The sequence below is a fragment of the Streptomyces sp. NPDC127177 genome, assembly GCF_042672475.1.
Classification (GTDB): domain Bacteria; phylum Actinomycetota; class Actinomycetes; order Streptomycetales; family Streptomycetaceae; genus Streptomyces.
On record NZ_JBHXUW010000009.1, the window covers coordinates 85291 to 101807 of the forward strand.

A 16517-nucleotide genomic window follows, 5' to 3' on the forward strand; every position below is an offset into this window, starting at 1 on the left:
GGGGGTTACTTCCCCCGTGGGGGGGGGTGTGGGGGGGTCCGGCCCGGGGGGGGCGGCACCGGGGCGCGCCCGGGGCGGGGGCCGGGCGCTCGACCCCCGCCCCGGGCCGGGGGATCGCCCGCGCCGCCTCGTCGGCCTGGTCCCCCAGACACCCGCCGACCTCCTCTACCTCGAAAGCGTCGAGCAGGAGCTCGACCAGGCCGACAGCGAGTCCGCCCACGGGGGCGAGTCCTCCGGGGCGCGGAGCATCCTCGACCGCCTGGCCCCGGGCATCGCCGACGCCACCCACCCCCGGGATCTGTCCGAAGGCCAGAAGCTGGCCCTCGTCCTGGCGATCCAACTGGCTGCCGCACCCCGGATCGTGCTGCTCGACGAACCGACCCGCGGGCTCGACTACCGGGCCAAGGCGGAACTGACCCGGATCGTCGCCGCGCTCGCCGACGAGGGCCGCTCCGTCGTCATCTCCACCCACGACGTCGAGTTCGTGGCACGGACGGCCGACCGGGTCGTCGTGATGGCCGAGGGCGACATCGTCGCGGACGGTCCCACCGCCGAAGTCATCGTCGCCTCACCGGTGTTCGCCCCACAGACCGCCAAAATCCTGGCTCCGCTGTCCTTCCTGACCGTCGATCAGGTGAACTCGGCCCTTTCGGCGGTCGCCGCCGAGCCCCACGACGGCGAGGACCGGACATGAACGCAGGCACCGCGACCGCCATCCGGCTCACCCCCCGCGTCTCGCTGGTCATCGCCCTGGCCGCGTTCCTCGGAGCGGTCGCGTTCTTCTGGCCATTCGTCGTCGCCCCCGGGAAGTTCGGTTCCAACTACGCGCCGCCGCTCATCTTCGGCGTCCTGCTCGTCCTCGTACTGTGCGTGGTGCTCTCCGAGATGGCCGAGGGCGGCATCAGCTCCAAGGCCCTGGCCATGCTCGGCGTGCTGTCCGCCGTCAACGCGGCCCTGCGTCCCCTCGGCGCCGGAACAGCGGGCATCGAAACGGTCTTCTTCGTCCTCGTCCTGGCCGGCCGCGTCTACGGCCCCGGCTTCGGCTTCACCCTCGGCTGCACCTCGCTCTTCACCTCCGCACTGATCACGGGCGGCGTCGGACCCTGGATGCCCTACCAGATGTTCGGCTGCGCCTTCGTGGGCATGCTCGCCGGATTCCTGCCCCGGGCCACCGGTCGCCGCGAGGTTCTGATGCTCGCCGCCTACGGCTCGGTCTCCGGATACCTCTTCGGCTTCCTGCTGAACCTGTCCTTCTGGCCGTTCTCCCTCGACCCGAACAGTTCCATCGCCTATCTGCCGGGCCTGCCGTTCACGGAGCAGTGGCACCGCTACCTCGCCTTCGACCTCGCCACCTCGCTCGGGTGGGACACCGGCCGGGCCGTCACCAACTTCGTCTGCATCATGCTGGCCGGCCCGGCCGTGCTCACCACGTTCCGCCGGGCAGCCCGCCGCGCCCGCTTCCAGGCCCCGGTCCGGTTCGCCCCGTCAGCGCCCCCCGCCCCCGACGTCAGGTGAGTCCGGGCGGCCGGGGCGAACAACACGCCCCGGCCGCCCGGCACTTCTCGGTCAGGAGGTGGGCAGCTCACCTCGGACGGTACGGGCCGCGGCCACCAGGTTCTCCAGGGACGCCCTGGTCTCGGGCCAGCCGCGGGTCTTCAGACCGCAGTCGGGGTTGACCCACAGGCGTTCGGCGGGAATCGCCTCCAGCCCCGTGCGGAGCAGCGCGGCCGCCTCGTCGGCACCGGGCACCCGCGGGGAGTGGATGTCGTACACGCCGGGTCCGGCTTCGCGCGGGTAGCCGTGCGCGGCGAGTTCGCGGGCGACCTGCATGTGGGAGCGGGCGGCCTCCAGGCTGATCACGTCGGCGTCGAGATCGTCGATGGCCTGGACGATGTCGCCGAACTCGGCGTAGCACATGTGGGTGTGGATCTGGGTGTCCGGGCGCACACCGCTGGTCGAGAGGCGGAATGCCTCGGTGGCCCAGTCCAGGTACGAGGCGCGGTCCGCCGCGCGCAGGGGCAGCGTCTCGCGCAGGGCGGGCTCGTCGACCTGGATGACCGAAGTCCCCGCCGCCTCGAGGTCGTCGACCTCGTCACGCAGCGCCAGGGCGACCTGCCGGGCGGTGTCGCCGAGGGGCTGGTCGTCCCGGACGAAGGACCAGGCCAGCATCGTGACGGGCCCGGTCAGCATGCCCTTGACGGGACGGCCGGTGAGCGACTGGGCGTACGAGGTCCAGCGCACCGTCATCGGCCCGGGGCGGGAGATGTCTCCCGCGAGCACCGGCGGGCGGACGTAGCGGGTGCCGTAGGACTGGACCCAGCCGTGCTGGGTGGCGAGGTAGCCGGTGAGCTGCTCCGCGAAGTACTGCACCATGTCGTTGCGTTCGGGCTCGCCGTGCACCAGGACGTCGATGCCGGTCTTCTCCTGGAAGGAGATGACCTCGCCGATCTCGGCCCTGATCCGTTCCTCGTAACCGGCCGTGTCGATGCGGCCCGCCCGCAGGTCCGCGCGGGCCGTGCGCAGCTCAGGGGTCTGCGGGAACGAGCCGATGGTGGTCGTGGGCAGCAGCGGCAGCCCGAGATGGGCCCGCTGCGCGGCGGCCCGTTCGGTGTACGGCTGGGAGCGACGGCCGTCGGCGTCGGTGACGGCCGCAGTCCTGGCCCGGACAGCGGGGTCGCGGGTGAGGGGGGAGTTCCTGCGGGAGGCGAGGTCGGCGCGGTTGGCGGCGATCTCCGCTGTGACGGCGTCGGTGCCCCGGGCCAGCCCCCTGGCCAGGGTGACGACCTCCGCCGTCTTCTGTTCGGCGAAGGCGAGCCAGCGCAGGACCTGGGGGTCGATGTCCCTCTCGGCCGCCGCGTCGAGGGGCACGTGCAGCAGGGAGCAGGACGCGGCCACGTCGACCCGGTCGGCGAGGCCGAGCAGGGTGGCGAGAGTGGAGAGGGACTTCTCGTAGTCGTTGATCCAGATGTTGCGGCCGTTGACGACGCCCGCGACGAGCCGCTTGCCGGGCAGCCCGCCGGCGGCGGCGAGGTCCTCGAGATTGGCGGCCGCCGCGTCCGTGAAGTCCAGGGCAAGCCCCTCGACAGGGGCCTTCGCCAGGACGGACAGGGCATCGCCGAGCCGGTCGAAGTAGGAGGCGACGAGGAGCCGCGGACGGTCCGTCAGGGAGCCGAGGTCACGGTAGGCGCGGGTGGCGGCGTTCAGTTCGGCCGGGGTGCGGTCCTGGACGAGCGCGGGCTCGTCGATCTGCACCCATTCGGCGCCTGCGGCGCGCAGATCGGCGAGTACCTCCGCGTACACCGGCAGCAGCCGGTCCAGCAGGGTGAGCGGTGCGAAGTCGGCCGGCACTCCCGGCGCGGGCTTGGCCAGCAGCAGGTAGGTGACGGGGCCGACGAGCACCGGCCGGGCGGTGTGCCCGAGCGCGAGGGCTTCGCCGAGCTCGTTGACCTGCTTGGTGGAGTCGGCGGTGAAGACGGTGTCAGGACCGAGCTCGGGGACGAGGTAGTGGTAGTTGGTGTCGAACCACTTGGTCATCTCCAGCGGCGCCACGTCCTGCGTGCCGCGGGCCATCGCGAAGTAGCCGTCCAGCGCGTCGGTTCCGACGGCCGCACGGTGTCGCAGGGGGACCGCGCCGACCATGACGCTGGTGTCCAGGACGTGGTCGTAGTACGAGAAGTCGCCGGTCGGTACCTCGTGGACCCCGGCGTCCGCCAGCCGCCGCCAGTTGGAGCGGCGCAGACCGGCCGCCGTCTCCCGGAGGGCGTCGGCGGTGACACGGCCCTTCCAGTAGCCCTCGATGGCCTTCTTCAGTTCCCGGTTCGGGCCCTGGCGGGGGTAGCCGTACACGGTGGCTCGTGCTGCCGCGGCTGCGGGCTTCGCTGTCACGGAACTCTCCTTCGCGAGATGACTCCTGAACATCCCGGGACGGGACGCGGACGCGAAGGGGTGACGAACCGGACGGATCCCGGCCGCGCCCTCGGCGCGGTCCTCCGTACGGTATGCACGCCGACCCGCCCACGAGGTCACCGGGATCTCCGCACACGAGTGGGTCGCGTGCGGGCAACGGGCAGGTCTTCGGACTCGCGGGCAGGTCCGCCGAGGCGGACACCTACTGGCCGTCGCTTCCCAGATCCGACCGGATCCAGTGCGTATGACGGCGGTCGTTCCCACTCACCGCTGCGGGGCAGTCCCGGAATCACACCGGGTTCCCTCTTGCGACGCGCCTGCCTGGCGGACAGGGCGAACCAGCTGCACGGGCCAGACTAGAGGGTCGTCCACGCCCCGGGCACCGCCGTTCACATTCCGGAACGTGAAATGAGACACGGGTCGGTGTCACGGCCTGGCCGGAGCCCGCCCCCACGCCGCGGTCCGGCGGGTACGCGGGACGCTCGCTCGAAGAGCGTGATCCGCGCTCCTGTGGGACGAATGTATTGCCCCCGGGCCGCCGCAGCCGCTGATCAGTGACCGTCCGGTTCCGCGAGGGGCCGCGCATCATCGCCGGCCGCCCGGGTACGCGCACCGGGCACCCACCCCGCCGGAGGAAGCGAGAACACCGTGAAGGAACCTCAGCCGAGAGACCCCGAGGACAGTGCGGACCCGATTCCGAGGGACCCGCCCGACCAGCAGGCCGCCGAGGACGAGGACCCCTGGGACGTGGTCGGTGGCTCGGCTCGGCCGGACGCCGACGAGAAGCCCGATTCGAAGATTCCCGACACGGACGAGGCCGGCACCGGCCGGCGGGGCTCCCCGCATCCGGGCCACCACCCCGAGCACCCGGTTCCCGACGAACCGTCCGGCTGACACCCACGACACGACGCGGCGAAGGCCGCGAAGGAGAACTGATGTCTACGTCCGCTGCGGATCAGGTCGTACCTGTCCCGGGCCTCCCGTGCTGGGTCAACCTGATGGTCGGTGACCTGTCCGCCGCCCGGACCTTCTACACGGCGGTGCTCGGCTGGGACTTCCGGGCCAGTTCCCTGGGCGGTGAGTTCCTCGTCGCGTCGTCCGGGGGTGAACCCGTGGCGGGGATCGGGGCCCAGCGGCCGGGGCTCTCCCCGTCCTCGGTGTGGACGCCGTACTTCGCGGTGCGGGACGCCGACGTGACGGCGGCGCGAATCCGGGACCGGGGCGCCACCATGGCGGTCGGGCCGATGGCGCTCGGCGAGGGCCGCGCCGGACTGGCAGCGGACCGGGACGGGGCCACGTTCGGATTCTGGGAGGGTCCCGCACTGGCCTGGTCGCCGGGCGAGGGCAGCGCCCCCGCCCGTATCGACCTGCAGACCCGTGACGTGTTCGATGCCGCGGTGTTCTACGGGGAGGTCTTCGGCTGGGCCGCGGGAGCGGACTTCGACATCGTGCACCGGCACGACCACGTGGTCGTCGAACGGGACGGACGAGCGGTTCTCTCACTGCGTGGCGGTGGCGTGCAGACGTCCCCGCAGACACACCTGCGACCGCGCTGGCTCGTGAACTTCACCGTCGACGACGTCGAGCGGGCGGTTGTCGCCGCGGTCGAGGCGGGCGGCAGCAGGCCCGAGCCCTCAGCCGCCTCCTGGACGCCGAAGGGTTTCTCGCGCACTCTGCAGGATCCGGACGGCGGGCTGTTCACGCTCTCCCAGCGGTAGGGGTGAGGAGGCAGCCGATACCCAGCACCCGGCTTCACCCGAACGGGTGAGTGGTCCGGGATCGGGCCCGCCGGCTCGCGGGCCCCGTGGTCAGACGGGCCGGACCCGGGTGCGCAGCAGGCAGAACTCGTTGCCCTCCGGGTCGGCCAGGACGTGCCAGCTCTCGTCACCGCTCTGGCCGACATCGGCGGGCCTGGCGCCGAGCCCGAGCAACCGGTCGAGTTCGGCGTCCTGGTCGAGGTCGGTGGGACTGACGTCGATGTGCAGCGGGAGCTTCCCCGGCCTCGGGTCGCTGCTGGGACTCAGGACGAGAGTGGGCTGCGGACCGCCGAAGCCGGCGTCGGGCGGCCCGATCTCGATGCTCCCGTCGTCCTCCCGGCCGAGTTCGGCGTAGCCGAGGACCTCGCCCCAGAACACGGCGAGCAGTTCGGGATCGGCGGCGTCGATGACCAGTTCGGAGATGCGGCATGCCATGGCCGGCAGTGTACGTGGACAGCCGGGCCGGGTCCGGGAACACGGCGGCCTGCCGGTCTCCGCGACAAGGACCCCGGGCCCGCGCGGAGGTAAAATTGCCGGTGGCCGGGTGACGCCCTCAATTCGGACGAGCCGGAGGACCATGATGCCCCGGACAGTGAAAGCGAAGCGTCTGCTCGAGGAGCACGGGCAGACCTATGCCGAGGAAGCCGGCATCCGGCTGCGGAACACGCCGGCACCGCTGTATCAACTGCTGACCCTCTGTGTGCTGTTCTCGGTGCCCATCAAGGCGGACATCGCGGTGGCCGCCGCCCGGCAGCTGTTCGGCGCCGGGATGCGCACGCCCCGGGCCATGGCGGCCTCCTCCTGGCAGGACCGGGTGGATGCTCTCGGCCGGGCCCACTACCGCCGCTACGACGAGAGCACGGCCACCGCGCTGGGGGACGGGGCGCGACTTACTCTCGACCGGTATCGCGGAGACCTGCGGAGGCTGCGTGACACGTCCGGCGGAGACCCGGAGCGCATCCGGGAACTGCTCCGGGGGTTTCCCCGCATCGGACCCGTGGGAGCCGACATCTTCAGCCGGGAGGCACAGGCCGTATGGCCGGAGCTGAGCCCGGCGTTCGACGCGCGGGCCCGCGACGCCGCGGCCGAGCTCGGTCTGCCCAGGACGCCCCAGGGACTGGCCCGTCAGGTCTCCGACGAGGACCTGCCGAGGCTGGCGGCGGCACTTGTCCGGGCCGACCTCGCCAAATGATGGGCGTCCCGCAGCGTCCCGCGGAGTCCCGCCGTCGAGCCGCTTCAGGGCGTGCGTGCCGGATGCCGCGGGGCGGAGGCGGACTTTCAGAACACGCCCTGGGAACCCTCAGACCTGGCCGAGGTCCGAGCTGAGCCAGCGTTGCGGCCGCATGTGGATGACGACCTGCTCGCCGTGCTCCTTCCAGGCGACGTCGACGTAGCCGTCCACCTTGTCGGCGGGCAGGTAGCGCGACGACATCTCGACCAGCTGTTCGCGTGTGGCCGGGACGGTCGAGACGACGGGGCCCTCGACCGAGACGTAGCGGACGGTCGGTGAGACCCGGTCGACCATCAGGCAGAACCGGCCGGCCGAGGCGATCGACTTCCCCTTGCGGGAGTTGAGCCCTGTCATGATCCAGACGTCGCCGCCGGGCCGGTACTGGTACCAGATCGGCACGGTCAGCGGTGATCGGTCCTGCTCCGTCGCGTTCACGGCCAGCGCGGCGACGTGCGGCTCCGCCAGAAACTGCTCGCGCTCTTCACGGGTCAAAGCCACGGGTGACTCCTTCGTGGTGGGTTCGTGAGCCCGGATGTGTCGATGCGAGGCATTATGCAGCGTTCGCCCCGTCACGTCGGTAGCGTCGCGGTCCGGCGTGGGGCGGGTGGATGTCAGGGCGTCAGAACGATCCGTTGCCCGGGTGCGGTGGGCGTGTTCCAGGCCTGCCCGACTTCGCTCAGCGGCATGGGCAGGGGGTCGACGGCCAGCGTTCCGGCGGCGATCTGCTCGGCGAGGGACGGCAGTTCGGCGACGATGCCGGCCGTCGTCACGGAGCCCTGGCCGCTGCCCATGATGTTCAGGTTCGCCGCGCGCAGCAGGTACGAGGGCAGTGAGATGTCCTGGCCGGCCATGGACCCGATCTGGATCCAGGTCAGGGCCTTCGCGCGGTCGCCCCGGGCGGTCAGCAGCGCGGGCATGGCTCGCTGGGTGACATCGCCCCACAGGTAGTCGATGACGACGTCGACGTCCGCCGCCGCCTCTCCGAGCCGGTCCGCCACGGCCCTCTCCTCGCCCGTGAGGCTGACCGTCCCGTCGGCCCCGAGGCTCTTCAGCAGGCCGAGCCGCTCGGGATCACGGCCCGCGCCGATCACCCGGGCGGCACCGAGGTGCCGGGCGATCTGGACGGCGAGCTGTCCGGCGCTTCCCGTGGCGCCCAGTACCAGGACGGAGCCCCCGGCCCGGAAGGAGGTGCGGGAGCGCAGCGCCACCCAGGAGGACATGCCGGGGTTCATGGCCGCTGCCACCGAGGCCGGGTCCGTTCCGGGCGGCAGGGGGACTGACCTGCGGCGGTCGACGACGGCCTGCTCCGCCATCGTGCCCAGGGCCTGGTCCGTGGCGACGAAGTAGAGCAGCTCGCCCTCCCGGGTGCGGCCGACCGCGTCGAGGCCGGGCACCAGGGGAAGCGTGCCGTCGGAGGTGTAGTGGCTGCCGTCCGCGGCCGAGCGCACTCGCGGGTGCAGACCGGCGGCCAGGACGTCGACGAGGACCTCGTGGTCCCCGGAGGCGGTGGGCGCGGGGAAGGTCTCGAACCGGGGCGGGGAGCCGAAGGAGCGTACGACTGCGGCGTGCATGGGGTTCTCCCGTTCCATGGGGATGCCGCCACCATTTGGTTTGCGGCACGTACTAAATTCGAAGGTAGTTTGCGCCGCGTACTACGTCAAATAGGCTGGTCCCATGACCACCGATTCCGAAGCGTCCGGCCTTGCCGACGACGGGCCCCAGAACACAGTGGACGCCTTGGTGCAGCTGTCCTTCCTCATCCATCGCATCGTGACCGCGGCCGGTGCCGAGCACGACCTTTCGGTCATCCAGATCAGGCTGCTCGGGATCCTGCGCGACCGGCGGGCGGGAATGGTCGAACTCGGTCGCCACCTGGGCCTGGACAAGTCCTCGATGACCGGGCTGGTCGGCCGTGCGGAGAAGCGTGGCCTGGTCGAGCGCGCACCCTCTCCGTACGACGGCCGCGCCGTCCTGGTCACCCTGACCCCGGATGGCAGGCAGCTCGCCGAGCGCTGCACGGACGAGATCGGCCGCCGGGTGACGGCGCTGACCGGTGAGCTCTCCGCCGGTCAGCGCGCCCGGCTCACGGAGCTCGCCGCCTCGCTCGTCTCCGCGCGGCGGGGCGTCTCCGGGCAGGCGGTTTGAGAGCCGCCGCCGGGCCGTCGGCCCCTTTCCGCCGGAGTATTCTCTCGTCCCATGGACGACCAGTACCTGGCCAACCTCGCGCACCTGCGCCGGGCGCGCGATCTGGTGGACCGGGAGTACGCGCGTCCGCTCGACGTGACGGCGATGGCGCGCCGCGCGCTGATGTCGCCGGGGCACTTCTCGCGGGCCTTCCGGGCGGCCTACGGGGAGACGCCGTACAGCTATCTCATGACCCGGCGGGTCGAACGGGCCATGGCTCTGTTGCGCACCGGTATGAGCGTGACCGACGCCTGCATGGCGGTCGGCTGTACCTCCCTCGGCTCGTTCAGTTCGAGGTTCACCGAGCTGGTGGGGATGACACCGAGCGCGTACCGGGCCGGGGACCACAGTGATGTGCGTGCGATGCCCGCCTGCCTGGCCAAGGCGCACACCCGTCCCGTCAAGGACCGGCCGGCCACCATCGGGGAAGCGGCCCGCACGGACCCCCGAGCCGTGCGGTAAGGGCTCACGGACACCCTTCGTCGGAGCGCGTCCGCTCACCCCCCAGGGGGCGACCCAGCCCGCCCCCACGAGCATGGTGACGAGCCCCCGCAACTGTCTCCGGGGGTCCGGGGTTCCGGAGTGCGCCGTCATCAGGAGGTGATGGGCGATCCCGACCACGGCGAGCGCGACCGCAGCCGTGTCCGTACCCGTCACGAGGCGCCCCAGGCGTAGTTCGGCGTCCAGCTACCGGGTGATGTTCCGCTGGGGCGCGGAGAAGCCTGGCGCCTCCGCCTCCAGTGACTCGCGCACCCGCAGGGAGGCGCCGGGGCGGGTCGGAGCCAGGGCGGCGCTCGTCGGACCGCTGGAATCCAGCAGCGCGAGCGCGACCTCAGGTTCCCGGCCACCGTGTCCTCGCCCGCGCGTCCGGGCAGGGCCTCGGCCTCCCGCGCGGTGCGCGAGCCGGTCCAGCACCAGATCGGCGGCGACCTTCCTGCTGGACACCGGCCCCGGCCGACACCTCACCGGCCGGGTGGACCAGGAGGCCGGGGACCGTGCGCGCGAGACGCTCGTGAGCCATCTGCGCGATCACGAGGAGCAGGACTCCGTCCGGCTGCGCAGCACCTCCTGGCTGGTCACCGCGGGCCCGCCCGGCGTGAGCGCGCCCGGCCCGGCGGACCGTGGGCGGCGGCTCGGGTGGTCGAGTGCCACGGGCCGGCCGGGACGTGCCTCGCTTGCGGTCGGCGGACGGGGGCGGCAGGGTTCGGGGGTGGCCACTCTGCTGATCGTGCATCACACGCCCTCGCCGAACTGCCAGGCGCTCTTCGAAGCCGTCGTCTCCGGTGCGGCGGCGGACGGGATCGAGGGCGTCCGGGTCGTACGGCGCGCGGCACTCGCCGCGACGGCGTGCGACGTGCTCGCGGCCGACGGTCTGCTGCTCGGCACCCCGGCCAATCTCGGCTACATGTCCGGCGCCCTCAAGCACTTCTTCGACCAGGTCTACTACCCGTGCCTGGACACCACGAGGGGCCGGCCCTTCGGGTACTACGTGCACGGGGGCAATGACGTGACGGGGGCCGTGCGGGGCATCGAATCGATCACCACGGGGCTGGGCTGGCGCCGTGCGGCGGAGGCCGTGACGGTGACGGGGGAGCCGGGCAGGGCCGACACCGAGGCGTGCTGGGAGCTCGGTGCGACGCTCGCCGGCGGCCTGATGGACTGAGCCGCCCGGCCGTTGCGGTCCGGCCCAACGGCACCCCGGCTGCGGCCGTTGAGACCGCAGGCCCCCCAACGCGGTGCGGACGTCGTGCACGACGCGGTGTCAGGTCACCGCGGGGAGACATCGAGGTTTCCGGCCCCGTCCGACGCGGACAGGGTGCAGCAGACCGGCCGGGCCACACCGTCCTCCGTGAGCCGCTCGTGCGCCTTGCCGATGGCGACGGGGTGGGTTCCGTCGTCCGTCAGGTGCCGCTCGGCGAAGCTGTCACGGTCAGCCCGGCCTCCTGGGTCCGGTCCGAGGACGGGCCGGTTCCGATCGCGAACTCCCCAGGCTCCACGGCCCGTTCCCACGCACGGGTGACGGAGGCAAGGGTGTCCGCCTCCACCGGGAAGGCCGCCTCGGCCCGCTGCCCCGGTGCGAGATCGATCCGGGCGAACCCGCGCAGCTCCCGTACGCGCGGCCACGACGTCCCGCCCAGTACCCGGCGTACGTAGAGCTGTACCGTCTCCCGCACCGGCCGGTCGCCCGTGTTGCGCACCTCCACCCTGCACAGGAGCGGTTCAGCCGTCCCGTGTGGTGCGCCCGTGCCGAACTCGGCCACCGTCGCCGAGGCCCGGGACAGCCGGGGTGCGCCGTACTCGACCGTCGTGTAGCTCAGGCCGTGGCCGAACGCGTGGCGGGCGGTGGCGGGCTGGTCGGCATAGCCGCGGTAGCCGTGGTCCTTGCCGTTGTAGAAGACCGGCAACTGGGCCGCGGACCGGGGGACCGACACGGGCAGCCGGCCCATGGGCTGCGCCGCGCTGAACAGCACGTCCGCCACCGCACGGCCACCCCACGGCCCCGGGTACCAGGCGCTCAGCACCGCCCCGGCCCGGCCGGTGAGATCCGGCAGAGCGTGCGGGCGGCCCTGGACCAGCACCACGACGACGGGCGTGCCGGTCGCCGCGACCGCGTCGAGCAGGGCCGACTGCCCCTCAGGCAGCCCGAGTCCGGCCAGGTCGACGCCTTCGCCACAGGTCATCTCCACGGGTCTTCCGGAGGTGATGACCGCGGCACCGTTGGCATCGAAACGCGTCCCGGACTCCCGAGCGCTCGAACCGCCGAGCACCACCACCGCCACATCGGCTGCGGCGGCGACGGCCACCGCGCCGGGAACGGCGGACAGATCGCCGCCGACCAGATCACAGCCACGGGCGTACGCGACCTCGGCGCCGGCCGGAGCCGCCGCCGTCACGCCGGCCAGGACGCTGATACCCGTGCCGGGCCGCTGGGGCGCGGTGTAGTCACCGATCTGCTGCGGTACGGAGTCGGCGTTCGGGCCGAGGACCGCGATCCGCCGGAGACCGCCGCCGAGCGGGAGCGTGATGCCGTCGTGCGCCAGGAGCGTGACGGATTCCCTGGCGATGCGCTCACTCAGCGACTCCGGTCCCGGAGCCGGAGCGCGCTCCCCGGTGTACGGCCGCTCGAAGAGGCCGAGCCGGAACTTCAGCGCCAGGACCCGCCCGACGGCCGTGTCGAGCGTGCCTTCGCCGACCAGGCCGCGTCGAACGGCCTCCTCCAGTCGGGGGAAGCAGTTGTCCCACAGGCTCAGATCGGTCCCCGCCTCCAGCGCCAGCGCACCGGCCGCCACCGGGTCCCCCGCCAGCCGCACCAGACGGTCCAGGGCCAGCCCGTCGGCCATGACCAGCCCGGTGAACCCCCACCTCTCACGCAGAACCCTCGTCAGCAGCTCCCGGTTCGCGGCGCACGGCACGCCGTCGAACTCGTTGTACGCCGCCATGACCCCCGCCGCCCCGGCCCGGACCCCGGCCAGCGCGGCCTCCAGGTGGATCTCGTGCAGCTCGCGGGCACCGAGCTCGGTGCCCGCACTGTTGCGGCCGCCGACCGTCGCCCCCTGCCCGGCGAAGTGCTTCAGCACGACCGCGGCCCGCTCGGGCCCGAACTCCCGGCCCGGCGGCCCCTGCACACCGCGCACCAGGGCCTGGGTGAACCGCGCCGCCAGGTACGGATCCTCACCGAAACACTCCTCCGCGCGCCCCCAGCGCGGATCGCGCACCAGGTCGAGCGCGGAGACCAGCGCCACATGGCCGCCGCGCGACCGCAGCTGCGCCGCGGCCGAGGCGGCGGCCTCCTCGTACAGCTCCGGGTTCCAGGTGGCGCCGACCGCCAGGTTGACCGGCAGCAGGGTGCCGTCCAGCGCCTGGAGGCCGTGCGGCATCTCCTCGACCATGAGGACCGGAATGCCGAGCCGGGTGTTCTCCACGACGTGCCGCTGGACCGCGTCCGAGACCCGTGCACCGTCCGCCGCTCCGATGCCGGTGGCCGCGGTCACACCCGACCACGGGTCGGCGCGCTGCAAGCCGTAGAGCGCGCCCATCCCGTCGTACGCGGCGACCTCGGCACGGAACGCCTCGGTCAGCCGGTGGCCCGAGGCGGTGCGCTCGTACGCGTCCCACCCGTACATGCGCTGGTTGACCTGGCCCACCTTCTCGGTGAGCGTCATCCGCGACAGCAGGTCACGGACCCGGTCGGCGACGGATACCGCGGGGTCGCGGAATAGCGGCTCGGACATCGGGTGGCTCACTTTCACGGTGCGGTGCGGGCGGCTCCGCGTCGAGCGGGGCCGCTGAGGTCAGCGCAGTTCGAGGACGCGCACCCCGTACGGAGCGATCACCACGTCACGCACCGGTTCCCCGCCGGTCAGCTCACGCAGCTCCCCGTCCGTGGACGGGCGCACGGTCAGCTCCTCGTCCGACTGGCTCACCAGCCACACGAAGCGGGCACCGTCCTCGCGGACCAGGGTGTCGGCCGCCACGAACGGCGTGTCGACGGTCACCGGCCTTGCGGCACCGGCGAGTTCGGCGAGTGCCGCATACAGCCGGTGGGTCTGCTCCGGATTGGCGCGGGCCGTGCGGGCGGCCATGTGCTCCAGCGGATAGGTCGCCAGGACCGTCCGGCCCTCGCCCGTCACGCGCAGCAGCAGGGCCGGGCGGCCGTGTGCGTCGGTGGCGACGACCCGCGCGTCCACCGGGACGACCGGCAGGTAGGCGCGGCTGTCCTCGTTGCCGGCGACCGGGAACGTCAGGGTCTCGCCGGCGGCGATGGAGCCGAAGTCCTCGGTGAACGTCATCTCCAGGACGTCGTCCTCGATCGGCTCGGCGACACCGTAGGAGAGCTGGAGCTCCACGCCGAACAGGCCGTCCAGGTCGTGGAACCAGGGACCGCGTGTCGTCGGGTACTCACCCGAGCAGAACGACAGGTAGACGGTGGCGCCTGCGCGGGCCCGCTCCTCCAGCCCGCGGCGGGTGCGGGTGGTCAACTGCCGTGTCGACGGCAGGAGATACAGCGAGGCGTCGTCCGGCAGCCCGTCCGCCTCCCGGGCGAACGCCACCGGCAGGTCCGCGCCGCGCGCGGCCACGTACCCCTGGTGCAGCGAGGTGAAGATCAGCGGCCGGTCGGCGGGACGGCTGTAGGGGTAGCCGCGCTCCAGGAAGGCGGGCACCACCAGGGCGGTGTCGGCGTCCGAGCGGCGGCACCGCGCGAAGTCGACCCGCTTCAGCACCTCGGCGAAATCGGCCAGTTCCCGCAGCGGTTCCTTCGGCCGGCCGTTGCGGTCGGTGATCCCGAAGTGCATCTCGAAGGGGTGGTGGTCGTACGGCGACTGGTCCCAGAGGTCGTCGTAGTCCGTGTTGTTCCAGGCCATCCAGCCGGTGGCGCCGCCGAGCAGCGAGTTGTGCAGGGTCTGCCGGTAGAACACGCCCGCGTTCGCCGCCGAGACCATGTCGGTCGAGAGACCGAACTCCTCCAGGACGACCGGCTGGCCGGTGACCGCGGCGAGTTCGCACTCGAACGCGGCGCGGTAGTGCTGGCGCGGCCGGTCCGTGTCCGAGCGGTACACGTGCGGCCCGACGAAGTCCACGTACTCGGCGGTGTCCCGCAGCGAGAAACCGTTGTCACGGCCCGTCACCTCGATGCCCCACGCACCGTCCCCGAGGGACACCGGCTGGGTGCCGCCCGCCGCGCGGACCGCGTCGCACATGAACTGCGCCCAGGCGGTGACGACATCGCCGGAGGGTGGGTCGACCTGGTAGATCCTGCCGTAGCCCGGCATCTCGTTGGTGATCAGCCAGCCGGTGACCGCCGGGTGGTCCTTGAAGCGGCGGGTCATCTGGGAGACGAACCACGCCTGCCGCCCGACGAGCCACACGTCCTCGTACAGATCGCGGCCCCCGCGCCAGGCCGGGTCCCAGTTCTCGCCCGACATGTGGCCGACGATGAAGGTGGGCACCGTCCCCATCCCGGCCTCGGTGTGGGCGTCCAGGAAGTCACGGAAGCGGTCGCACAGCTCCTCGTCGATCCGTCCGGGCTCGGGGTGGAAGTCGGGCCAGTAGAAGAACGACCGGGTCATGTTCAGCCCGTGGTCCCGGAGGACGGCCAGCTCCTCGCGGACCGTCCTCGGCTCGTAGTTCCGCCACATCAGCGGACCGCCGGTACGGGACCAGAAGTTGGCGCCGAGCCAGGGGAGAACGGCGGAGTCATGGGTGAGCTGGGCGCTGTGACGTCGCATGGTCTTGCTCTGACCTCTTCGAAGTACGGGGGTGGATCGGGTGCGTCCGGCGGCGTTCCCGGCCGGGCGGATCGCGTGCGGGGTGCGGTGGAGGAACCATGGTTCAGGGTGCGGGGGGCAGGGGGCCGGTCGACTCCCGTACGACCAGGCGCGGACGCCCGTCGAGCACCGGCGGGGGCACGTCCTCCCCGCACTGGACGAGCAGGGCGCGGGCGGCGGCCGCACCGACCCGCTGCACCTGCTGGTCCACGGTGGTGAGCCGGGGGTGCAGCCAGCGGCCGAGCGGCAGGTTGTCGTACCCCACCACCGACACGTCCGCCGGCACCCGCAGTCCGCCGCGTTGCGCCGTCCCGATGCCGCAGACGGCCATGGAGTCGTTGGGGAACACCAGGGCGGTCGGCCGGTCGGGCAGAGCGAGCAGTTCCTCGGTGACGGCGACCGCCGCCTCCTCGGTGAAGTCGGTGTGCCGGACGGCCACGGGCCGCAGCCCGGCCTCGGCGAGGGCCTCCTCGAAGGCGGCCCGGCGGAGCCGGGTGTGCACCAGTTCGGCCGGGCCCGCGACGTACGCGATACGGCGGTGGCCCAGCTCCAGCAGATGCGCGACGGCCTCACGGACACCGGCGCCCTGCTGCCCGAGGCCGACGCCGGGCACCGGGGCCGCGGCGTCGGGTGTGCCCAGCAGCACGGCGGGCAGCCCGAGGCCGTGCAGAAGCCCCGGGCGCGGGTCGTCCGCCCGCGCCTCGCTCAGCACCGCGCCGTCGATCCGTCCCTCGGCGACCAGCCGTTCGTACAGGGCACTCTCCTGGTCCATGCCGGCGACCAGGTGGAGCAGGAGACCGTAGCCGCGGGGGGCGAGTTCGCCCTCCAGGCCGGTGATCAGCTCGCTGAAGTGCGGGTCGGCGCCCAGGACGTCGGTGGGACGCCGGACGACGAGCGCGATCGTCCGGGTCCTGGCCCGGCGCAGGGCCGTCGCGGACGCGCTGGGCGACCAGCCGAGTTCGGCCGCCGCGTCCAGCACCCGCCGACGGGTGGCCTCCGAGATCCGGCCCCGGCCGTTCACCGCCTGGGAGACCGCGGCGGTGGACACCCCGGCCGCGGCGGCCACGGCCTTGATCGTGGGACGGACGGACCCCTCGGCCCCTCCGCGCCTGCCGGGCGGCGCGTTCCCGGCGGCCCTGCTTCCCGGTACCGCGCCCGTGACGCCTTCCGCGT

At 72.7% G+C, this 16517-nt stretch carries 16 protein-coding genes and 1 riboswitch; of the genes, 8 read left to right on the top strand and 8 right to left on the bottom strand.

The annotated features are described in order from the left end of the window. Both ACFVJX_RS08755 and ACFVJX_RS08760 read left to right on the top strand, forming a co-directional pair. On the top strand, positions 1-694 hold a 694-nt coding region (locus ACFVJX_RS08755), incomplete at its 5' end, for an AAA family ATPase (RefSeq protein ID WP_385744154.1). Further along, positions 691-1515: an ECF transporter S component gene (locus ACFVJX_RS08760; protein WP_384122129.1), complete on the top strand. Its 825-nt coding sequence runs from the start codon at positions 691-693 to the stop codon at positions 1513-1515. The genes ACFVJX_RS08755 and ACFVJX_RS08760, both read left to right, overlap by 4 nt. A gap of 51 nt (positions 1516-1566) precedes the next feature. Here ACFVJX_RS08760 and metE read toward each other — a convergent pair whose 3' ends face one another. Then, positions 1567-3885, bottom strand: coding sequence for a 5-methyltetrahydropteroyltriglutamate--homocysteine S-methyltransferase (gene metE, locus ACFVJX_RS08765; RefSeq protein ID WP_384122126.1), 2319 nt, complete (start codon positions 3883-3885; stop codon positions 1567-1569). 162 nt (positions 3886-4047) lie between these two features. Next, a riboswitch (cobalamin riboswitch) is annotated at positions 4048-4264 on the bottom strand. A 290-nt stretch (positions 4265-4554) separates the two neighbouring features. Here metE and ACFVJX_RS08770 point away from each other — a divergent pair. Together ACFVJX_RS08770 and ACFVJX_RS08775 are read left to right on the top strand one after the other, a co-directional pair. After that, entirely contained in the window at positions 4555-4800 is a 246-nt protein-coding gene (locus tag ACFVJX_RS08770) for a hypothetical protein (protein ID WP_384122122.1), read from the top strand. Between the two features lie 41 nt (positions 4801-4841). Next, positions 4842-5624 (top strand): VOC family protein, encoded by a 783-nt coding sequence (locus tag ACFVJX_RS08775; RefSeq protein ID WP_384122118.1) that lies wholly within the window; start codon positions 4842-4844, stop codon positions 5622-5624. 90 nt (positions 5625-5714) lie between these two features. Here the strand turns inward: ACFVJX_RS08775 and ACFVJX_RS08780 are convergent, their stop codons facing one another. Beyond that, positions 5715-6098 (bottom strand): VOC family protein, encoded by a 384-nt coding sequence (locus ACFVJX_RS08780; protein ID WP_384122116.1) that lies wholly within the window; start codon positions 6096-6098, stop codon positions 5715-5717. Between the two features lie 145 nt (positions 6099-6243). Between ACFVJX_RS08780 and ACFVJX_RS08785 the strand changes: the two genes are divergently transcribed. Further along, positions 6244-6855, top strand: a complete 612-nt coding sequence (locus tag ACFVJX_RS08785) for an endonuclease (RefSeq protein WP_384122114.1) — start codon at positions 6244-6246, stop codon at positions 6853-6855. A 108-nt stretch (positions 6856-6963) separates the two neighbouring features. Here ACFVJX_RS08785 and ACFVJX_RS08790 read toward each other — a convergent pair whose 3' ends face one another. Beyond that, positions 6964-7392, bottom strand: a complete 429-nt coding sequence (locus ACFVJX_RS08790; RefSeq protein ID WP_384122111.1) for a pyridoxamine 5'-phosphate oxidase family protein — start codon at positions 7390-7392, stop codon at positions 6964-6966. 113 nt (positions 7393-7505) lie between these two features. After that, positions 7506-8465, bottom strand: coding sequence for a zinc-binding alcohol dehydrogenase family protein (locus ACFVJX_RS08795; protein WP_384122109.1), 960 nt, complete (start codon positions 8463-8465; stop codon positions 7506-7508). A gap of 103 nt (positions 8466-8568) precedes the next feature. On the opposite strand from ACFVJX_RS08795, the gene ACFVJX_RS08800 reads away from it, so the two are divergent. Then, positions 8569-9039 carry a MarR family winged helix-turn-helix transcriptional regulator gene (locus ACFVJX_RS08800; protein WP_384122106.1) on the top strand — a complete coding sequence of 157 codons (471 nt, stop codon included), beginning with the start codon at positions 8569-8571 and terminating at the stop codon, positions 9037-9039. A 51-nt stretch (positions 9040-9090) separates the two neighbouring features. Further along, a complete protein-coding gene (locus ACFVJX_RS08805) occupies positions 9091-9540 on the top strand; it encodes a helix-turn-helix transcriptional regulator (protein WP_384122103.1) in 450 nt (149 codons plus the stop codon). 225 nt (positions 9541-9765) lie between these two features. On the opposite strand, the gene ACFVJX_RS08810 is transcribed toward ACFVJX_RS08805, so the two are convergent. Continuing rightward, positions 9766-10023, bottom strand: a complete 258-nt coding sequence (locus tag ACFVJX_RS08810) for a hypothetical protein (protein ID WP_384122100.1) — start codon at positions 10021-10023, stop codon at positions 9766-9768. Positions 10024-10288: 265 nt separating this feature from the next. Between ACFVJX_RS08810 and ACFVJX_RS08815 the strand changes: the two genes are divergently transcribed. Next, positions 10289-10741 (top strand): flavodoxin family protein, encoded by a 453-nt coding sequence (locus ACFVJX_RS08815; protein WP_384122606.1) that lies wholly within the window; start codon positions 10289-10291, stop codon positions 10739-10741. Positions 10742-10979: 238 nt separating this feature from the next. Here the strand turns inward: ACFVJX_RS08815 and ACFVJX_RS08820 are convergent, their stop codons facing one another. The 3 genes from ACFVJX_RS08820 to ACFVJX_RS08830 form a co-directional block, all read right to left on the bottom strand. Next, entirely contained in the window at positions 10980-13310 is a 2331-nt protein-coding gene (locus tag ACFVJX_RS08820; RefSeq protein ID WP_384122097.1) for a glycoside hydrolase family 3 N-terminal domain-containing protein, read from the bottom strand. Between the two features lie 60 nt (positions 13311-13370). Continuing rightward, positions 13371-15305 carry a cellulase family glycosylhydrolase gene (locus tag ACFVJX_RS08825; RefSeq protein WP_384122094.1) on the bottom strand — a complete coding sequence of 645 codons (1935 nt, stop codon included), beginning with the start codon at positions 15303-15305 and terminating at the stop codon, positions 13371-13373. A 103-nt stretch (positions 15306-15408) separates the two neighbouring features. Then, on the bottom strand, positions 15409-16410 hold the full coding sequence (locus tag ACFVJX_RS08830; protein ID WP_384122604.1) for a LacI family DNA-binding transcriptional regulator: 1002 nt from the start codon (positions 16408-16410) through the stop codon (positions 15409-15411). Between the last annotated feature and the right edge of the window lie 107 nt (positions 16411-16517).

Coding starts and splice junctions, on each gene's coding strand:
- ACFVJX_RS08760 (WP_384122129.1), top strand. CDS start 691: ATGAACGCAGGCACCGCGACCGCCATCCGGCTCACCCCCCGCGTCTCG.
- ACFVJX_RS08775 (WP_384122118.1), top strand. CDS start 4,842: ATGTCTACGTCCGCTGCGGATCAGGTCGTACCTGTCCCGGGCCTCCCG.
- ACFVJX_RS08780 (WP_384122116.1), bottom strand. CDS start 6,098: ATGGCATGCCGCATCTCCGAACTGGTCATCGACGCCGCCGATCCCGAA.
- ACFVJX_RS08785 (WP_384122114.1), top strand. CDS start 6,244: ATGCCCCGGACAGTGAAAGCGAAGCGTCTGCTCGAGGAGCACGGGCAG.
- ACFVJX_RS08795 (WP_384122109.1), bottom strand. CDS start 8,465: ATGCACGCCGCAGTCGTACGCTCCTTCGGCTCCCCGCCCCGGTTCGAG.
- ACFVJX_RS08800 (WP_384122106.1), top strand. CDS start 8,569: ATGACCACCGATTCCGAAGCGTCCGGCCTTGCCGACGACGGGCCCCAG.
- ACFVJX_RS08805 (WP_384122103.1), top strand. CDS start 9,091: ATGGACGACCAGTACCTGGCCAACCTCGCGCACCTGCGCCGGGCGCGC.
- ACFVJX_RS08820 (WP_384122097.1), bottom strand. CDS start 13,310: ATGTCCGAGCCGCTATTCCGCGACCCCGCGGTATCCGTCGCCGACCGG.
- ACFVJX_RS08825 (WP_384122094.1), bottom strand. CDS start 15,305: ATGCGACGTCACAGCGCCCAGCTCACCCATGACTCCGCCGTTCTCCCC.